Annotated in this window: 19 protein-coding genes; 8 read left to right on the forward strand and 11 right to left on the reverse strand. The window is 61.6% G+C overall.

Annotation, left to right across the window (positions count from 1 at the left end; genetic code table 11):
- The first annotated feature begins 13 nt into the window (after positions 1 to 13).
- On the forward strand, positions 14 to 337 hold the full coding sequence (locus IG629_RS10510; protein WP_193171908.1) for a DUF1244 domain-containing protein: 324 nt from the start codon (positions 14 to 16) through the stop codon (positions 335 to 337).
- Positions 338 to 416: 79 nt separating this feature from the next.
- On the forward strand, positions 417 to 662 hold the full coding sequence (locus tag IG629_RS10515; RefSeq protein WP_028466638.1) for a DUF2312 domain-containing protein: 246 nt from the start codon (positions 417 to 419) through the stop codon (positions 660 to 662).
- Between the two features lie 3 nt (positions 663 to 665).
- Here IG629_RS10515 and IG629_RS10520 read toward each other — a convergent pair whose 3' ends face one another.
- Positions 666 to 1,148, reverse strand: a complete 483-nt coding sequence (locus IG629_RS10520) for a PAS domain-containing protein (RefSeq protein ID WP_193171909.1) — start codon at positions 1,146 to 1,148, stop codon at positions 666 to 668.
- Positions 1,149 to 1,275: 127 nt separating this feature from the next.
- A complete protein-coding gene (locus tag IG629_RS10525) occupies positions 1,276 to 2,427 on the reverse strand; it encodes an alpha-D-ribose 1-methylphosphonate 5-triphosphate diphosphatase (RefSeq protein WP_193171910.1) in 1,152 nt (383 codons plus the stop codon).
- A 93-nt stretch (positions 2,428 to 2,520) separates the two neighbouring features.
- Between IG629_RS10525 and IG629_RS10530 the strand changes: the two genes are divergently transcribed.
- Positions 2,521 to 3,264: a DUF1045 domain-containing protein gene (locus tag IG629_RS10530; protein WP_193171911.1), complete on the forward strand. Its 744-nt coding sequence runs from the start codon at positions 2,521 to 2,523 to the stop codon at positions 3,262 to 3,264.
- Positions 3,265 to 3,269: 5 nt separating this feature from the next.
- Here the strand turns inward: IG629_RS10530 and hisC are convergent, their stop codons facing one another.
- Positions 3,270 to 4,400, reverse strand: coding sequence for a histidinol-phosphate transaminase (gene hisC, locus IG629_RS10535; RefSeq protein WP_193171912.1), 1,131 nt, complete (start codon positions 4,398 to 4,400; stop codon positions 3,270 to 3,272).
- A 102-nt stretch (positions 4,401 to 4,502) separates the two neighbouring features.
- Positions 4,503 to 4,982 (reverse strand): manganese-binding transcriptional regulator MntR, encoded by a 480-nt coding sequence (gene mntR, locus IG629_RS10540; RefSeq protein WP_226886605.1) that lies wholly within the window; start codon positions 4,980 to 4,982, stop codon positions 4,503 to 4,505.
- 191 nt (positions 4,983 to 5,173) lie between these two features.
- Here mntR and IG629_RS10545 point away from each other — a divergent pair, with 191 nt between their 5' ends.
- Genes IG629_RS10545 through IG629_RS10560 form a run of 4 tightly spaced genes read left to right on the forward strand, consistent with a single transcriptional unit; the run spans position 5,174 to position 8,731 of the window.
- The gene (locus tag IG629_RS10545; RefSeq protein ID WP_193171913.1) at positions 5,174 to 6,088 is read left to right on the forward strand and encodes a metal ABC transporter substrate-binding protein; all 915 of its coding nucleotides are present in this window, start codon (positions 5,174 to 5,176) and stop codon (positions 6,086 to 6,088) included.
- Positions 6,089 to 6,102: 14 nt separating this feature from the next.
- Positions 6,103 to 7,002 carry a manganese/iron ABC transporter ATP-binding protein gene (locus IG629_RS10550; RefSeq protein WP_036554430.1) on the forward strand — a complete coding sequence of 300 codons (900 nt, stop codon included), beginning with the start codon at positions 6,103 to 6,105 and terminating at the stop codon, positions 7,000 to 7,002.
- On the forward strand, positions 6,999 to 7,883 hold the full coding sequence (locus IG629_RS10555; protein WP_319025064.1) for a metal ABC transporter permease: 885 nt from the start codon (positions 6,999 to 7,001) through the stop codon (positions 7,881 to 7,883). The genes IG629_RS10550 and IG629_RS10555 overlap by 4 nt, the downstream gene beginning before the upstream one ends.
- Complete coding sequence (locus tag IG629_RS10560) at positions 7,883 to 8,731, forward strand: metal ABC transporter permease (RefSeq protein WP_193171914.1); 849 nt, start codon at positions 7,883 to 7,885, stop codon at positions 8,729 to 8,731. The genes IG629_RS10555 and IG629_RS10560 overlap by 1 nt, the downstream gene beginning before the upstream one ends.
- 4 nt (positions 8,732 to 8,735) lie before the next feature.
- Here IG629_RS10560 and IG629_RS10565 read toward each other — a convergent pair whose 3' ends face one another.
- The 7 genes from IG629_RS10565 to IG629_RS10595 form a co-directional block, all read right to left on the reverse strand.
- Positions 8,736 to 9,272, reverse strand: coding sequence for a GNAT family N-acetyltransferase (locus tag IG629_RS10565; RefSeq protein ID WP_193171915.1), 537 nt, complete (start codon positions 9,270 to 9,272; stop codon positions 8,736 to 8,738).
- A 79-nt stretch (positions 9,273 to 9,351) separates the two neighbouring features.
- A complete protein-coding gene (locus IG629_RS10570) occupies positions 9,352 to 9,552 on the reverse strand; it encodes a hypothetical protein (RefSeq protein ID WP_036554427.1) in 201 nt (66 codons plus the stop codon).
- A gap of 379 nt (positions 9,553 to 9,931) precedes the next feature.
- Positions 9,932 to 10,360, reverse strand: coding sequence for an iron-sulfur cluster assembly scaffold protein (locus IG629_RS10575; RefSeq protein WP_193171916.1), 429 nt, complete (start codon positions 10,358 to 10,360; stop codon positions 9,932 to 9,934).
- A gap of 11 nt (positions 10,361 to 10,371) precedes the next feature.
- A complete protein-coding gene (locus tag IG629_RS10580) occupies positions 10,372 to 10,821 on the reverse strand; it encodes a SufE family protein (RefSeq protein ID WP_193171917.1) in 450 nt (149 codons plus the stop codon).
- A gap of 115 nt (positions 10,822 to 10,936) precedes the next feature.
- Positions 10,937 to 11,971 carry a methylmalonyl Co-A mutase-associated GTPase MeaB gene (gene meaB, locus IG629_RS10585; RefSeq protein WP_193171918.1) on the reverse strand — a complete coding sequence of 345 codons (1,035 nt, stop codon included), beginning with the start codon at positions 11,969 to 11,971 and terminating at the stop codon, positions 10,937 to 10,939.
- 26 nt (positions 11,972 to 11,997) lie between these two features.
- On the reverse strand, positions 11,998 to 14,154 hold the full coding sequence (gene scpA / locus IG629_RS10590) for a methylmalonyl-CoA mutase (protein WP_193171919.1): 2,157 nt from the start codon (positions 14,152 to 14,154) through the stop codon (positions 11,998 to 12,000).
- Positions 14,151 to 16,076, reverse strand: a complete 1,926-nt coding sequence (locus IG629_RS10595) for a methylmalonyl-CoA mutase subunit beta (RefSeq protein ID WP_226886606.1) — start codon at positions 16,074 to 16,076, stop codon at positions 14,151 to 14,153. Before IG629_RS10595 ends, scpA begins: the two co-directional genes overlap by 4 nt.
- 202 nt (positions 16,077 to 16,278) lie before the next feature.
- Between IG629_RS10595 and IG629_RS10600 the strand changes: the two genes are divergently transcribed.
- Complete coding sequence (locus IG629_RS10600) at positions 16,279 to 17,748, forward strand: ArnT family glycosyltransferase (RefSeq protein WP_193171920.1); 1,470 nt, start codon at positions 16,279 to 16,281, stop codon at positions 17,746 to 17,748.
- Positions 17,749 to 17,754 lie beyond the last annotated feature (6 nt).

Below are 17,754 nucleotides of genomic sequence, written 5' to 3' on the forward strand. Positions count from 1 at the left end.
GGGAGAAGACATCATGGGTAATCCGGCAGACAAATTCGACGACCAGACGCGGCTGGAACTGGAAGCTGCCGCCTTCCGCCGCTTGCTGGCGCATCTGGGCGAACGCAAGGACGTGCAGAATATCGACCTGATGAACCTCGCCGGGTTCTGCCGCAACTGCCTGTCGAAATGGTATCTGGCTGAAGCCGAGGCCAAGGATCTGGAACTTGATTACGGCGCGGCCCGCGAAATCGTCTACGGCATGCCCTATGACGATTGGAAAGCGAAGTACCAGTCCGAGGCCAGCGGCGAGCAGAAAAAGGCCTTCGACGCCGAGATGGCGAAACAAAATCACTGAAGCCCGATGCGGCGCTTGATGGGATCGGGCGCCGCGACTATTGTCCGGGCGATTTTCCTTCTATTGACGAGGATATTCCATGACCGAAGTCGGCGGCATCGCTGCGGAGCAGCTTGTTTCCTATATTGAACGGATTGAGCGGCTCGAAGAAGAAAAGGCCGCTCTCTCGGCGGACATCAAGGATGTCTTCGCCGAAGCCAAGGGCAACGGCTTCGACGTCAAGACGATGCGTCAGATCCTGAAGCTTCGGAAGCTGGACAAGGACGACCTGCAGGAGCAGGAGCACCTGCTCGAGCTTTACAAGCGCGCCATCGGCCTCGAATAGGGTTCAGTCCAGGACCGCATGATATCCGAGGATACGGCTGATCTCGTTTCCGTCCTCGGATATCGGCACGAACGCGACTTCGAGATTTATCTCAACCAGCTTAGCCGTACGGGCCTTGTCCCAGAGTCCATGCACCGGCTTCTTTGACTCAACACAAAGCTTCAAGGCATCCAGAAGCGCGTCCCTGGTTTCGGGCGCACAATCGACTTGCGACACGATTTGCCGTGTCACCAGTCCGTAAAGCTTCGCGAGGCCGGTCCCGATAAGGCTGAATTCGAAATCCGCGCCGCCGTTGATCACCTTGATCATTGAGATGTTCGGCAGGAATTCGAACAGATCCAGCGGATCGACTTCTCCCCTTTTCGGCGCCACCCGGCCCTGGCGAAGAGTCTCCCAATGGGAAACCAGCCGCTCAACGACCGGACTGTCAAATACGGTTGTCTCGTCAATCGCCGCGTTGCTTCTTCCGGAATCCGTCGACGTCACTTTGTCGCCATCTCGCAATTATATAGGTTGATAAAAAATCGTCTGCATATAGCACTGCACGATAACGGCAACAGAGCGCACAGCCAAGATTGCATTTTATAATAAAACAGCAGTTTACGCCCAGCCGTCAGATCCAGTCCGAGACCATGACCGGTTTGCCGGCGCAAAAGGTTGCCTTCACCGTCGCGCGCCCGCCGTCCGGTGGTGCCACGAGAAGGAAGTCGGCACGCTTGCCAACTGCAATTTCCCCGCGATCGTCCAGACCGGCCGCGCGCGCCGGATTGCGCGAGACAAGATCCCAGGCCTCTGCCAACGAAGCATCACCCGCCTCGGCGAGGATGAACGGCGCCTGTGGCAGAGCCGGGTAATAATAATCAGAGACCAGCGCGCTGCAGCGGCCGGCACGAACCTCATCGGCCGCACGAATGCCGCCATCCTTCATATGGCTGCCGCCGCGTAGCACGTTCGGCGCGCCGAAAATCGCGGTACTCCCGAGCTTACGGCTCTCCTCCGCCGCATCCAGCGTCAGAGGGAATTCGGCAATACCGCAGCCCAACGCGTTGAAATGCCGGCGCTCATCCGGCGTGCGATCGTCGTGAGACGCCATTGGAATGTTATTCGCCCTGGCAATCTCTGCCAGCCGGCTCACCGTCGGTGCGACTTCATCCGTGCGAGCCTCTAGGCCGCGCACCAGGGCGAGAAAATCCTCCTCGGAAAGGCCTGTCCGGCCAGTATAGGTACCCATCGGATCTCCGCGATCCGCCTTGCGCAGGATTGGCGCCATATGTTCGTTGAAAGCCAGCAGATCGACCCGGCCGCGCCGCATCCAGTCAGCCACCTCTTCCGCGACATCCAGATTGTAGAGCTCAAAGCGTAAATGAAAACGCGAGTCGGCCAGCAGCCGCGGCCGGGCTTCCTCCAGCCCATCCACAATCGCGACCACGGTATCCCGCCCGCGCAAGCCCGGCTCCCAGGAATAGGTGACCGCATGATAGGCGGTCGTGATGCCGTTGGAGATCAGCTGCCGGTCGGTATCCGCGAAGGCCACCTGCATCGGGAAATGCACGCCGGGGCGCGGCATGATCTGACGCTCGAAAGCGTCCCCGTGCAGATCGACGATACCCGGCAGAAGCAGCAGACCGCGTGCATCTACGAGCCGATCTCCCGGCCCGGCATCGACACCGACCGCCGCGATCTTGTCGCCTTCGATCAGCACATCGGTCTCAACCAAACCCTCGCCCGGGACCAGCACCCGCGCCCCCTGAACCAACGCCCCCAACGCACTTCTCCAAAAGCCAGCACCATGCCATAAGAGCCCGACTATACACGGTCGGCCTGACAGTATGATGACCCTTTCGGAGCCAATCAGATCATGACCAGCAACTCGCCCCAGTTCCCGGCATTCAGTACCGCCGCCAACCCGGACGGCCCGCGCTATGCGATTTATTTCGCACCGGACAGCGACACACCGCTGCACCGTTTCGGCTCAGGCTGGCTGGGCCGCGATGCAGTGAGCGGCACGGCGCTGGATCAGCCCAAGCTCGATGAAATCACCGCCGCTCGGCAGGCCGAACTGACGGCAACGGCGAACAATTACGGTTTTCACGCCACACTGAAGCCGCCGTTTCATTTGAGGGATGGGAATACCGCTGACCAGTTGCTCGAAGAGGCATCTTCTTTTGCCGCAGCGCGCGCACCTTTCGAGATACAGCTGGTGGCCCGGGACCTTTCCGGCTTCCTCGCGCTGATGCAGAAGGAAAGCAAGGCGGAGATGCGGGAACTTGCCGCCGATTGCGTCCGCCAATTCGATCCGCTACGTGCCCTGCCCGGCGAGGCGGAGCTTGAGAAGCGGCGGGCCGCCGGACTCTCCGCACAGCAGGAACAGATGCTGCAGCGCTGGGGCTATCCCTACGTTATGGGAGAGTTCCGCTTCCACATGACCCTGTCGAAGCGGATCGAGGATGAGAGCGAGCGCGAGGCCCTGATGCAGGAAATCCTGAAACACGGCGCCGAGGCACTTGCAACACCCGTCGCGGTGGACGCCATCTCGGTCTTCCATCAGGAAAACAGGAAGGCGCCCTTTATCCGTCTCGGACGCTTTGCTTTCGGCGGCTGACCGGATTAACCGGCCAGCACGTCTTTCAGGGCCGAGAGGAAGCCGTCTGTATCCTCATCGCTGCCTACGGTCACCCGGATATAATTCTCGTATCCCGGATGCATCAGCCGTCCGATCATGACGCCCTTCTCCAGAAGCGCCGCAACGATATCCGCCGCTGGCCGATCCATCTTCGCGGTGACGAAATTCGCCACCGTCGGGAACGGTTCCGCACCAAGCGCCGTCAGGCCCGCGACCAGACGTTCCCGCTCGATCCGGGTTTTCTCCAACAGCATGTGGCGATGATCCTTGTCATGCCATGCCGCCAGCGCGCCTGCCTGGGCCACCGCATTGACGTTGAACACGCTGCGCATCTTCTGGAAGGCGTTCGCGATCTCGTCCGATCCGGCCAGGATATACCCAACCCGAATGCCGGCGAGGCCGTAGGCCTTGGAGAAAGTACGGAACACGGCCCAGGGGCCGCTGCGTTTCGCCATCACGGCCAAATGGTCCTCGCCTCCGTCATGGATGCCGAACTCGTAATAGGCCTCGTCCAGCACCAGTAGCGCCGTATCGGGAATACCGAGGGCAAGCCGCTCGACCTCTTCCGAGCTCAGGACGTTGCCGGTCGGGTTATTCGGAGAAGCGGCAAAGACGAGACGGGTGCGGTCCGTCGCCGCCGCGATCATCGCGTCGACATCGTTGCTGCCGTCAGCCTTCAGCGGCACCGTCACAAGCGTGCCGCCGTTGACCGCGGCCGCATTGTTGTAGCTCGGGAAAGACGGGATCGGCACCAGCACTTCGTCGCCCGGCGAGACGGACAGGCGACCGGCGGAGACAATCGCCTCGTCGCTGCCATTGCCCATGACGATCCGGTGCTGCGGGATACCGGTCTCTTCCGAGATCGCCGCCGTCAGCGCACGCCATTGCGGATCGGGATAGCGGTTCACCCGGGTACAGGCTTCCTGCATCGCCGCGATGGCTTTCGGGGACGGTTGGATCGGCGATTCGTTCAGGTTCATCCGCCGGATCACCAGATCCGGATTGTTTCGCGTGATATCCGCTTCCACCGGAGGCCGCCCCGGGCTGGGCAGCGCCCGCAGCGCGGGTTTCGGGATGGTCGGCTCATTGGAATTATCGGCGGAAAATTCAGCCATTGGATGGCTCCCGGACGTCACGCAAAGGGAATAGGGAACGCGCTGCATTCCCGAAAGGATATCTGATCCTATGGTCAATCAGAGAAGCCGTACAGACGGTTTTCAGCTCTGATTGCCGCCATGCCCGGATGCCTTCTTCAGCGCCTCGGTCGCCCGCGCCAGGCAGTCCAGCGTTTGCTCCGACAGATGATGTTCCAGCCCTTCCGCATCGGCTTCCGCGATATCGGCAGGCACCCCGATCGTGTGCAGAAAATCGAGAACCATGTGATGCCGCTGACGGGCATGCTCCGCGACGGCCCTCCCCTTGTCCGTCAGGAAAATCGAACGGTAGGGTTTGCTCTCGACATAGCCTTCTTTCTGCAACCGCTGGATCGTGTTGTTCACGGTCGGGCGGCTCACCCCAAGCAAGTCCGCCAGATCGACCAGCCGGGCCTCTCCGTTCGTCTCGATCAGGTCTGCGATCAGCTCGACATAATCCTCGGCAATCTCGACGCTATGGTCGCGCCGGATACGTTCGAACAACGCCGCACGTTTGCCGGAATCCTGCAGGTCAATAACCGGCATATCCCGGTCTTCCGCCATCTTGCTGTTCCGACTTCTGCCCAAAACACCGACCCTTCACCCGATTAAATGCGCATCGCAAACTTAGCATAGGCTAAATTTATATTGACCCACTAATAAAATGAGCCATATCTGTTTTACGTTTATCGTAGCACGTACCGCCTGAATAGCCTGCCCCGTATCGCAGGCTGCCCTTGGGAGTTGATCGAAGAATGAACACCGGCAAACGCCTTCTGGCACTGGCCGCGGTTTGCGGCGTCCTGATTTCCGGAGCGGTGCTCGCCTCCCCGGTCGCGGCCAAGATGAAGGTCGTTACCACCTTTACCGTCCTCGCTGACATGGCGGCAAATGTCGCCGGCGATGCGGCGGAGGTTGTCTCGATTACCAAACCGGGCGCGGAAATTCACGGCTACGAGCCGACGCCGAGAGATATCGTTCGGGCCAGCGGCGCGGATCTGGTGCTCTGGAACGGGATGAATCTGGAACTCTGGTTCGAGCAGTTTCTCTCCCATCTCGGCGACAAGCCGTCGGCCACCCTGACGGACGGCATCGTGCCCATCTCGATTGCCGCCGGCGCCTACGAGGGCAAACCTAACCCGCATGCCTGGATGGGACTGAACAACGCTCTCGTCTATATCGACAACATTGCCGGCGCCTTCTCCAAGCACGATCCGGCGAATGCGGCGGCCTATGCCGCCAATGCAGCTGCCTACAAGGACAAGCTGCGCGCCACCATCGAGCCGCTTCGGGTCCGGATCGCCGGCATTCCGGAGTCCGCGCGATGGCTGGTCACCTGCGAAGGCGCATTCAGCTACCTCGCCCGCGATTTCGGCCTGAAGGAACTCTACCTCTGGCCGATGAACGCCGATCAGATGGGCACGCCGCAGCAGGTCCGTAAAGTTATCGACGGCGTTCGCGACAACAATATCCCGGTCGTCTTCTGCGAAAGCACCGTGAACACCGCACCGGCAAAGCAGGTCGCGCGGGAGACCGGCGCCCGATATGGCGGCGTTCTCTATGTCGACTCGCTGAGCGAGCCGGATGGGCCGGTGCCGACCTATCTCGACCTTCTGACCGTCACCGCCAGGACCGTCGCGGACGGCCTTACCGCCGCCACCGCGAACTGAAACCGGATCGCACCATGCTCGCTCGCACTGATCAGAAAAACAGCCAGGACAAGGATCGGGACAACGCCGGCGGCATCTACGCCCACGACGTGACCGTGACCTACCGCAACGGTCACACGGCTCTCTACGACGCCAGTTTCGAGATCCCGCGTGGCACGGTGACCGCACTCGTCGGGGTCAACGGCGCCGGGAAATCAACCCTGTTCAAGGCCATTATGGGCTTCGTGCCCACCGCCAAGGGCGAGATCCGCTTGCTTGGCCGGACCGTCAAGGAAGCGATGCGCGAGAGCCTGGTCGCCTACGTGCCGCAATCCGAGGATGTCGACTGGGGCTTCCCTGTCCTGGTCGAGGATGTGGTGATGATGGGCCGCTACGGCCATATGGGCTTCCTGCGCCGGCCCTCTGCCGCCGACCATGAAGCGGTCGAGCTAGCGCTGTCACGGGTCAACATGCTGGACTATCGCAAACGCCAGATCGGCGAGCTTTCCGGCGGTCAGCGCAAACGCGTGTTCCTTGCCCGAGCCCTTGCCCAGGACGGCCAGGTCATCCTGCTGGACGAGCCCTTCACGGGCGTCGACGTGAAGACAGAAGATCAGATCGTCGCCCTGCTTCGGGAGCTGCGGGACGAGGGCCGGGTCATGCTGGTCTCGACCCACAATCTCGGCTCGGTCCCGGAATTTTGCGACCGTACCGTCCTGGTGAAAGGCACCGTTCTGGCCTATGGGCCGACTGAGACGACCTTCACCCGGAAGAATCTCGAGCGGGCCTTCGGCGGCGTGCTGCGCCACTTCACCCTCGGGGGCGAAGTAATACACGAGGATGGCGACCCGCGCGAAGTCACCATCTTCACAGACGACGAACGGCCGTTCGTACATTTCGGCGAGCCGCCGGAGCGCGAAGAGGACAAGCCGTGATCGCTTATCTCCTCGAGCCGTTCGGTTATGGCTACATGACCAACGCCATGTGGGTCTCGGCCCTGGTCGGCGGGGTCTGCGCCTTTCTGTCTTCCTACCTGATGCTCAAGGGCTGGTCGCTGATCGGCGACGCGCTGTCCCATTCCGTTGTGCCCGGTGTGGCCGGGGCCTACATGCTTGGCCTGCCTTTCGCCCTCGGAGCCTTTATCGCCGGCGGGCTCGCGGCCGGTGCCATGCTGTTTCTCTCCGAACGTTCCGGCCTGAAGATCGACGTCATCATCGGCCTGATCTTCACCTCCTTCTTCGGCCTCGGCCTGTTCATGGTTTCGATCAATCCGATGGCCGTCAGTATCCAGACTATCACCATGGGCAATATCCTCGCCATCACGCCGGAGGACACGCTGCAACTCGCCCTGATCGGGTTCATCTCGCTGGCCGTGCTGCTGGCGAAATGGAAAGACCTGATGGTCACCTTCTTCGACGAGAACCACGCCCGCTCCATCGGGCTCCGGCCCGGCCTGCTGAAAGCAGTCTTCTTCGTCCTGCTCTCCGCCTGCGTAGTCGCGGCGATGCAGACGGTCGGCGCCTTCCTGGTGATCGCCATGGTGGTCACACCCGGCGCGACCGCCTATCTGCTGTGCGACCGGTTTCCGCGCCTGATCATGACCTCCGTCGCCATCGGCACGCTGACCAGCTTCCTCGGCGCCTATGCCAGCTATTTCCTGGACGGCGCGACGGGCGGCATCATCGTCACCCTGCAGACCCTGATATTCCTCGCGGTCTTCATCTTCGCCCCGAAGCACGGGCTGCTCGCCGCTAAACGCAAGGCTGCCGATGCTCTTAAGCGCGGCAGCGGCCGACCGGCGGGAGGGGCTGCCTGATGGATCTCTCCCTCGACACCCTGCTGATGCCGTTCCGGTTCGGCTTCATGCTGAACGCCTTCTACATCTCCATACTGGTCGCGGTGCCGACGGCGCTGCTTTCCTGCTTTCTGGTGCTGAAGGGCTGGGCCCTGATGGGGGACGCGGTCAGTCATGCGGTGCTGCCCGGGATCGTGCTGGCCTATATTCTCGGCTGGCCGCTGATCATCGGCGCTTTTCTGGCCGGCATGACCTGCGCGCTCGCCACCGGCTATCTCTCACACAACAGCCGGGTGAAGCAGGACACGGTGATGGGCGTGGTGTTCTCCGGCATGTTCGGGATCGGCATCGTGCTCTACGTCTCGATCAAGACGAACGTGCATCTCGACCATATCCTGTTCGGCAACATGCTCGGTGTCGATGCGGGCGAGCTCTGGACGGCCGGTCTGATCTCGCTGGCCGTTTCCGGCGCCATTGTCCTGAAATGGAAGGACCTGCTGCTGCACAGCTTCGATCCTGCGCAGGCCCAGGCCATCGGCCTGCCGGTCTCCTGGTTGCATTATGGCCTGCTGGCGGCACTGTCGCTGACCATCGTCGCCACGCTCTCCGCTGCCGGACTGATCCTGGCCATCGGGCTGCTGATTTCCCCCGGCGCCATCGCTTTCCTGCTGGTGCGCCGGTTCGGCGCCATGCTGGTGGTTGCGATCGGCGTCTGCATGCTCTCCATGCTGCTCGGCACCTATCTCAGCTTCTTCATCGACAGCGCTCCCGCGCCGACCATTATCCTGATCCTGAGCGGGCTGTTCGTGATCGCCTTCGTCCGCCGGATGGTGCTGACCCGTCAGGCATCTCAGAGAAAACCTGCCTGAACGCCTAGCGTTCCAGTGAGGCTTCATATTCGGGCCGAAGGATGCCCATGATCCAGTCGTCATGCCTGGCGCCATCGACGAAGGCAGACTCGCGTTCGGTCCCCTCGTGCCGGAACCCGCAGGCCCGATAACACCGGATGGCGCGCTCGTTGAAGGAAAGCACGCGTAAATCCACGCGATGCAGCCTCATCTCGCCGAAAGCCTGATCCAGCACCAGACGGACCGCCGTCCGCCCTATACCGCGCCCGAGACTGCGGTCGCTGAACAATCCGATCGCCATTCTGGCCCGTTGATCCTGCCGATTGATGTTGTCCAGCCTCGCCTCGCCGGCAAGTGCACCGTCCACCTCGATGATCCAGCCACAGGGATGATCCGCGAGCTTGCGGTACCAGGCGGAAGCTTGCTCGCGGGTCATGTCCGAATGAGTCCCGGCGCTGCCTCCGAACATACGGTTGATTTCCGCTGAATATCCAAGTGCAAGCCGGGCATCTATGTCAGATGGCCGCGGCGCACGCAGTGTTACTGAGTGCTCTGGCGTCATGGCGATATGCCGAAAATCGTACTGAAAAACAAAAAGGACGCTCGAAAGCGTCCTTTACAAACCGTGCTTGCGCCGGACTTCAGTCGAGCCAGTTGGCAATCACATAAGGTGCACGATCAACCGAAACTTCCGGATGATGATGGCGATAAACCGCAACGGCGGAATTGAAGCAAATCTGCTCCTTCTGCCCCAGCATTTTCATCTGGCTATAGGCGGTTATCACGGCCCTGTAACAGGTGTCCGTCGGCCCGCAGCCCAGTTCTTCGTCACATGAACTCATGATCTGTTCCAACAACAATCACTGTCCGATTACACCGGCAGGATATGATTCCGCCCCCGGAACGCAAGAAAAATCTTTTGTCTTTCAACAAACTAGAACGATTCTAAGAATCAATCTGTGAAGTTGAAAATTCGATAGAGGCCTAAAATGGTCTTATTTCAATGCATTATACTGCATCTACCAATCGCGCACGCTGTCCGCCCATCACCTGCCCCGAAATGTCCTGCATATCTTATTGCAGGCTCCAGTCCGGAAAGTGACCCTTGAACTTGGAAATATCAGCGATCCAGCAGATATGATCCCAAGCGCGATTCTTCTCCGAACAGGACCAGTTGAAACGCTTGCCGGTGAACTTCCAGCATCGAGCAATTGGCGCAGTTTATGATTTGGTATTCAGAGCCCTGACCGAAGCATCCAGCGCCAGCAACATGGAGCTGTGCCGGTTGGCCAAAGACCGTGCGGACTGCAACAAGCCAAGTTCCGCAAAACTTCCAACGGGGACCGGGCCGTCCTCTTTCAGCATCGCGCGCATTTCGTCGCGGGCCTGCTCTACCTCGGCGGACGAACGGCCGACAATCGCACGAGCCACGATAGAGGCCGCCGCGGAGCCGAGAGCACAGGCATCGACCTTCTGCGCATAATCCACGATCAGGCCGTCCTCGACCTTCAGGTAGACACTGATTTCACTCCCGCAGGCCCGGCTGACCGCTTCACCCTTGTGGGTCGCGTCCGGCAATTTACCGAGCCGCGGAATATCAGCCGCGTAGGCAAGGATCTTTTCCTGATAGATCGCGTCGATACCGCTCACGAGACTGACCCTTATCCGCCACCGGCGGCGCGCGCCTCGGCCTTGATCTTGGTCAGCATCGCGCCGAGACCGTTCTTGCGGGTCGGGCTCAGATGCTCCTCAAGACCAACCTCACGGATGAAATCCGGCTCCGTCGCCAGAATCTCGTCCGCAGTCCGGTTGCTGTAAATGCGCAGGATGATAGCGATCAGGCCGGAAACGATGGCGGCATCGCTGATGGCCTTGAACACCAGCCGGTCGCCGTGTCGCTCCCCAACCAGCCAGACCTGGCTTTGACAGCCTTTCAGCTTGAACTCATCACGCTGGAATTCCTCATCCAGCGGCGGCAGCTTGCGCCCGAGATCAATCAGATACTGATAACGGTCCATCCAGTCGTCAAAGAAGGCGAACTCGGAAATCAGCTCTTCCTGTTCCTCGGCGATGGAGCGTTCCGGAGCCGGTATGTCGATTTCAGCAGCCATGTCTCTTCCTGTGTTCAATCTGGTTTCGACTTGGCGCGGAACCGGTGCCTTGTCAACTTCAGGGCGTAAGAAAGCCCTTATTGATCGGCGAAGACCTGCTGAAAACCGAATTCAGTCATCCGGCTTCCGGCGACTGTGACAAGCCGAATGTCTGCAACAACCGGTCGGCGGCTGCGCTCGCGGTTTGGCGACTGCCAGCGACATCGGCTTCGAGATCAGCCACAAGGGCGCGAACAGCCTCGTCTTCCTCGAAGCGTGCCATCAGCCGCTCCCGGACCATGGACCACATCCAGCGCACCTGCTGGTCCTGGCGTTTTTTCTGGAACTCCCCGGTACCGGTGAGTGTCTCCCTGTGCCGTTCGATCTCGGCCAGGATATCGGCGAGACCGTCCCCGCCAAGCGCACTGCAGGTCGTCACCGGCGGCTGCCAGTTCGGGCTGGCAGGTTTCATGATCTCCAACGCCCGGCGATATTCCGCGGCAGCACGCCGGGCGCGCGACTTGACCTCGCCATCCGCCTTGTTGACCGCGATCATGTCCGCGATCTCCAGCACGCCCTTCTTGATGCCCTGCAACTCGTCCCCGGCGCCGGGCAGCATCAGGACGAGAAAGAAATCCACCATCTCGGCGACCACGGTCTCCGACTGGCCGACTCCGACCGTCTCCACCAGCACATGGTCGAAGCCGGCAGCCTCGCAGATCACCATGGTCTCGCGAGTCGCGCGGGCCACCCCGCCAAGCGTTCCCGCCGACGGGCTTGGCCGGATATAGGCATCGGGATCGCGCCCGAGCTCCTGCATACGGGTCTTGTCGCCAAGAATCGAGCCACCGGTGCGGTTGCTCGACGGATCCACCGCCAGCACCGCGACCTTGTGGCCGGAGCCGGTCAGCATCTTGCCTAAAGCCTCGATGAAGGTGCTCTTGCCGACCCCCGGCACGCCAGTGATACCGATCCGCCGCGCGGCACCGGAAAAAGGGAGAAGCGCCTGCAAGACGTCCTGCGCCTGCCTCCGGTGTGCCGGATTCCGGCTTTCGATCAGGGTAATGGCGCGCGCCAGCACGGCGCGGTCGCCCGCACGGACGCCTGAGACATAATCGCCGGTACTCATCTGGCGTCGCTTCGTTACCGCGACGGTTTTCTGAGACGTCATCTAATCCACGCGAACAGGGTGAAGGCTCACGCCGCCTCGACCGAATGGCCGAGCACTTCGCCGATCTTCGCGATCAGGTCCACCGCCGCATCGCTGATCACGGTGCCCGGCGGGAAGATCGCCTTGGCGCCGGCTTCATAGAGCGCATCGTAATCCTGCGGCGGCACCACGCCTCCGACGACAATCAGGATATCCTCGCGCCCGAGCTTCTCCAGCTCCGCTTTCAGGGCCGGAACCAGCGTCAAGTGACCCGCGGCAAGCGAGCTGGCGCCGATCACATGCACATCGTTTTCCACCGCCTGCCGCGCCGCCTCTTCCGGGGTCTGGAACAGCGGGCCGATATCGACGTCGAAACCGAGATCGGCAAAAGCCGAGGCAATCACCTTCTGACCCCGGTCATGACCGTCCTGCCCCATCTTGGCGATCAGGATACGCGGACGGCGACCTTCGACTGCTTCGAACGCCTTCACAGCCTTCAGCACACGCTCCACGGATTCGGCGCCCTTGCCGACTTCACTTGCATATACGCCTGACACGGTCTTCACCTCCGCGACATGCCGTCCATAAACTTTCTCAAGCGCATCAGAAATCTCACCGACCGTCGCCCGCGCCCGCGCCGCATCAACGGCGAGTTCGAGCAGGTTACCTTCACCGGAGCCGGCCGACTCGGTCAACCGATCCAGCATGCGCCGGGTTTCGCTCTCGTCGCGCTCGGCCCGCAGCCGTTCCAGCTTCTCGAGCTGCTGGCGGCGCACCGACTGATTGTCGACCCGCAGCACCTCGACATTGTCGAGCTCGTCCGTGCGGTACTTGTTCACCCCGACGATGGTCTGCCGGCCACTGTCGATCCTAGCCTGGGTGCGGGCAGCGGCTTCCTCGATCCGCATTTTCGGGATACCGGCCTCAATCGCCTTGGCCATGCCGCCGAAGCTTTCGACTTCCTCAATATGCGCCCAGGCACGCTGGGCCAGATCGTGGGTCAGCCGTTCGACATAATAACTGCCGCCCCAAGGATCGATGACATTGCAGGTGCCAGTTTCCTGTTGGATCAGCAGCTGGGTGTTACGGGCAATCCGGGCGGAGAAATCCGTCGGCAGGGCCAGCGCCTCATCCAGCGCGTTGGTGTGCAGGGACTGGGTATGGCCGTGCGTTGCCGCCAGCGCCTCGACGCAGGTTCGGACCGAGTTATTGAACACGTCCTGCGCGGTCAGCGACCAGCCGGAGGTCTGGCAATGGGTCCGCAGGCTAAGGCTTTTCGGGCTTTTCGGGTCGAACTGCTTCATAAGCCGGGCCCAGAGCAGGCGCGCGGCCCGCATCTTGGCGACTTCCATGAAGAAGTTCATGCCGATGGCCCAGAAGAAGGAGAGCCGCGGCGCGAACGCATCGATGCCGAGCCCGGCTTCCATGCCCGCGCGGGCATATTGCACCCCGTCCGCCAGCGTGTAGGCCAGCTCCAGATCGGCCGTCGCTCCCGCTTCCTGCATGTGATAGCCGGAAATGCTGATCGAGTTGAAACGCGGCATTTTCGTCGACGTATAGCCAAAGATGTCGGAGATGATCCGCATCGAGGGTGAGGGCGGGTAGATGTAGGTGTTGCGGACCATGAACTCCTTCAGAATGTCGTTCTGAATGGTGCCGCTGAGCTTTTCCGGGGAAACGCCCTGTTCTTCCGCCGCGAGGATATAGAGCGCCATGACCGGCAGCACGGCGCCGTTCATCGTCATCGACACACTCATCTGGTCGAGCGGGATGCCATCGAAGAGTTGGCGCATGTCGAGAATGCTGTCGATCGCGACCCCGGCCATGCCGACATCGCCGACGACGCGCGGATGATCGCTGTCATAGCCACGGTGGGTTGCCAGATCGAACGCGACCGAAAGGCCCTTCTGACCGGCCGCGAGATTACGGCGGTAGAACGCGTTCGACTGCTCCGCCGTGGAGAAACCGGCATATTGCCGGACCGTCCAGGGCTTGTTCACATACATGGTCGGGTAAGGCCCGCGCAGGAACGGCGGCAGGCCGGGCCAGGTCTTCAGGAAATCGAGGCCCTCGATATCCTCCGCCGTGTAGAGCGGCTTGACCGCAATACGTTCCGGGGTCTCCCAGACGGAGCTGTCCGCAGCAGATCCGCCAGTCGCGGGTTTGCCGAGAGAGACGGTCGAGAAATCGGGTATCGTGCTCATTGTTCGATCACTCCCAATCCGGCTGCCAGATCGCGAAGGGTAGCGAGTGTCTGGTCACCGACATAGATGAAACCGTCGATCCCCGCTGCCCGCCAGGCATCTTCGTTATCGCCGGGGCGCCCCGCGAGAAGAATGCGCTCCGCACCGGATTTCTTCAGGACTTCGGCAGTTTCCACCGCAGCCTCGCCATAAATTTTATCAGACGAGCAAAGAACCGCAAAACGGCAGCCGCTCTTTTCAAATGCGGCTCCCAGATCACCACCGCCGGTTTCCGCCGGAATGCTTTCGATACCGCCTGCCGCGAAATAGTTCTGCGCGAACGTTCCCCGCGCCGTGTAATCCGCCGGCGTGCCGAGATTGAGCTGGAATATCCGGGGACGTGCGCCTGATTTCTCAAGCGCCGCATCGCTCGCGGCCCGCAGGGCTTCAAACCCTTCGCCGAGCGTGTGCCGGGCCAGCGGCGCCATCTCCACACCGGCTTTCGCACGGTCCGGCAGAGGACCTTGACCAAGGGCCCCGCGTAGCGCGTCCCGGTCACACACGACGCCTACCGCCGTTTCCTCACTCAAGTTCGGGAAGGTGCTGACGCCGGTGACCTCGTCCTTGCGACGGGCGAGGTTCCGTTCCCGTTCGGCCCAGCCATCGGCAACCATCGAAGCAACCCGGCCAGAGGCAAGCGCGGCGACCATGCCGCCATCAGCCTCGATGGATTGCAGGATATCCCATGCCCGGACCGCATATTCGTCGCTGAGCGTTTCCACATACCAGGACCCGCCCGCCGGATCGGTCACGCGATGCAGGCCGGACTCTTCCATCAGGATGATCTGGGTATTGCGGGCAATGCGGCGGGCGAAGCCATCCGGCAAGCCGACCGCATGATCGTAAGGCAGCACCGTCAGACTGTCCGCCCCGCCGACACCGGCGGCGAAGGTCGAGACCGTGGCGCGCAGCATGTTGACCCAGACATCCCGCCCGGCAATGGCACGCTCGGCCGTAACCACATGCAGACTCATCGGAGCTTCTACGGGGTCGGCCCCGGAAGCCTCAAGCACCCGCGCCCAAAGCCGCCGTGCCGCGCGCAGCTTGCCAATGCCCTGAAAGACATCAACGCCGAGCGCGAAGGTGAATTCGATCTGCTTTGCGGCTGAGGCGACATCAAGTCCGGCTGCGGTCAGCGCACGCAGATAAGCAATGCCGGTCGCCATCGCGAAGGCCAGATCCTGCACTTCGTTGGCGCCCGCTTCGTAATACGGTGCGGTATCGACCGCTACGGATCGCACCTTCGGATGACTTGCCGCCGTCCGTTTGGCAATCTCCGCCATTTCCGCAAGAGCATCTTCCGCCGTCTTCGGCAGCCAGCCTTCCCGGGCCAGCGTGCCCAGAGGATCGATCCGAAAACTGCCGGAAACCTCTCCCGCATCGCAGCCGCGGCGGGCCCAAAGAGCTTCCAGCATGGAGGAGACAGCAGGCGCATAAGCGCCCGCGTCCAGCGCGACCGGCGCCATGTTCAGATGAACGCCGGCAAGTGCCTTGTCGAGATCGTCGACCGAACCAACGACCACACCCTCCACGCCAGGCCGGTCGACCCGCAGCAGAACCGAGGTCGCGCCGCGCTCCAGATCCTGTTTTGCCGTCTTGGCAACCTCCGCCGGATCGCCATGCGCCTGCATCTGCCGCACGTCCCAGCCGGTCTCGGTCCGGTCGCCGCCCGGAGTTGGCGCCGTTCTTCCGGCCGGTACATCCTCACCGGTATAGATCGGCTGCAGCTTCAGTCCTTCATAGGTCTGACGGGTCAGAACCTTGTCGAACGACGCGCCTTTCAGGGCCGCTTCGACAGCACTCATCCAGGCTTCACGAGACGTTTCGGGAAATTCCTCCGCGAGCGTCATCAAGGTTTCTTCATCCAGGGTCTTCATCGCCATGGTCGCCTCTTTGTCACGCTATTGCGTTTGTCCTACTGGGTTGCAGCGGCTTCGGCAAGAAACTCCGGCTGCGGGTTCTGCCGATCCTGACAGAGGTCAATTTACCGCCCCGCACCGATTCCCGATTGTTTCGGACGCGCGCCTCGGCTAAGGCGTGGCATCTCCGGCACGCAAGGCCGGCGCGCAAGGAAAGCATCGACGCATGCCAACCGTGATCAAAGACGACAACCGCCCCTACTTCCTGTGGCTCCTCCTCGCCGTCGCGGCACTGACCGCGCTCCGGCTGGCGGTTCTTGCAGGCAGCGGGCTCGGCCTGCATGGCGATGAGGCGCAATACTGGTCGTGGAGCCGCGATCTCGAATGGGGCTACTACACAAAGCCGCCGTTGATCGCTTTCATCATTGCCGGGGCGCAATCGCTCTGTGGCGATACAACAGCCTGCATCCGCGCGCCCTCGCCCCTGCTGCATGCCGGAACGGCACTCGCCATCTACGGTATTGCCGAGACCCTGACAGGGAGCAGGAAAGCTGGGTTCTGGTCCGGGCTGAGTTTCGCGACGCTTCCGGCTGTCTCTCTCTCCAGCTTGCTGATCTCGACCGACGTGCCGCTGCTCTTTCTCTGGGCTGTGGCCATGCTGGCCTTCGTCCGCAGCCTGAAAAGCGATGCACCCGGATGGCCTCTGCTGCTCGGCCTCGCCCTCGGTGCCGGGTTCCTCGCCAAATATGCCATGGCCTATTTCATCCTCGGTCTGGTCCTGTTCACACTGATTACGCCCGCATACCGGTCCTGGCTGACAAGCCGGAAGCCGCTGGTCGCGCTCGTCATCATGCTTGCCGTGTTCGCGCCGAACCTGATCTGGAATTTCGAGTCCGGCTGGGTGACCTTCACGCACGTCAAAGACAACACCAACCTGAAGGGCGACCTGTTCCATTTCGGAAAAATGCTGGAATTCGTCGGCAGCCAGGCCGGTGTCTTCGGGCCGGTGCTTTTCCTCGCCCTGCTCTGGCGCCTCGCCGTGCTGCGCCGGGACCCGGCGGCGCAAATGGAAAAGCTGCTGCTGTGTTTCTCCCTGCCAGTGCTGCTGATCATCACCGGCCAGTCCTTCCTCAGCCGGGCGAACGCCAACTGGGCGGCCACGGCTTATGTCGCGGCAACGATCCTGGTTGTGTGTTGGCTGCTCAAGCGCGACCGCCTGAAGCTTGTTGTCGCCGGTATCGGCATCAATCTCACGGCCGCCGCCGTGCTTGGCTTCTTCTTCCTCGACCTGCCCGGCGTTGATGTGCCGCTGAAGAAAGATCCGCTACGCCGCCTGCGCGCATGGGATCAGGTAGCGGACCAGCTACGCCCAGTCCTCGCGGCACATCCAGAGGCCGTCTGGCTGACCGAAGACCGCAAGACCATGGCTTCCCTGCTCTATGCCCTGCGCGATCTCGAGCGCCGCCCGAAGATGTGGGACTATGACGGCCATCCGGACCATCACTACGAGCTGACGGAACGGTATCTGCCGGAACCGGGGGACACGGTGCTGCTGGTCGCGAAATGGGACAATCCGTTTCCGATTCTGGAGCGGTTCGGAGACGTTACGGAGCTGTCCCCAATCGAAGTGCATACAGGCGAAAAGACGACACGCCGCCTGCACCTCTTCTACCTGATTGAACCCAAAATCAATTGAGACCAG

Origin of the sequence: Nisaea nitritireducens (assembly GCF_014904795.1) — a bacterium.
In the GTDB taxonomy this organism is placed as follows: domain Bacteria; phylum Pseudomonadota; class Alphaproteobacteria; order Thalassobaculales; family Thalassobaculaceae; genus Nisaea; species Nisaea nitritireducens.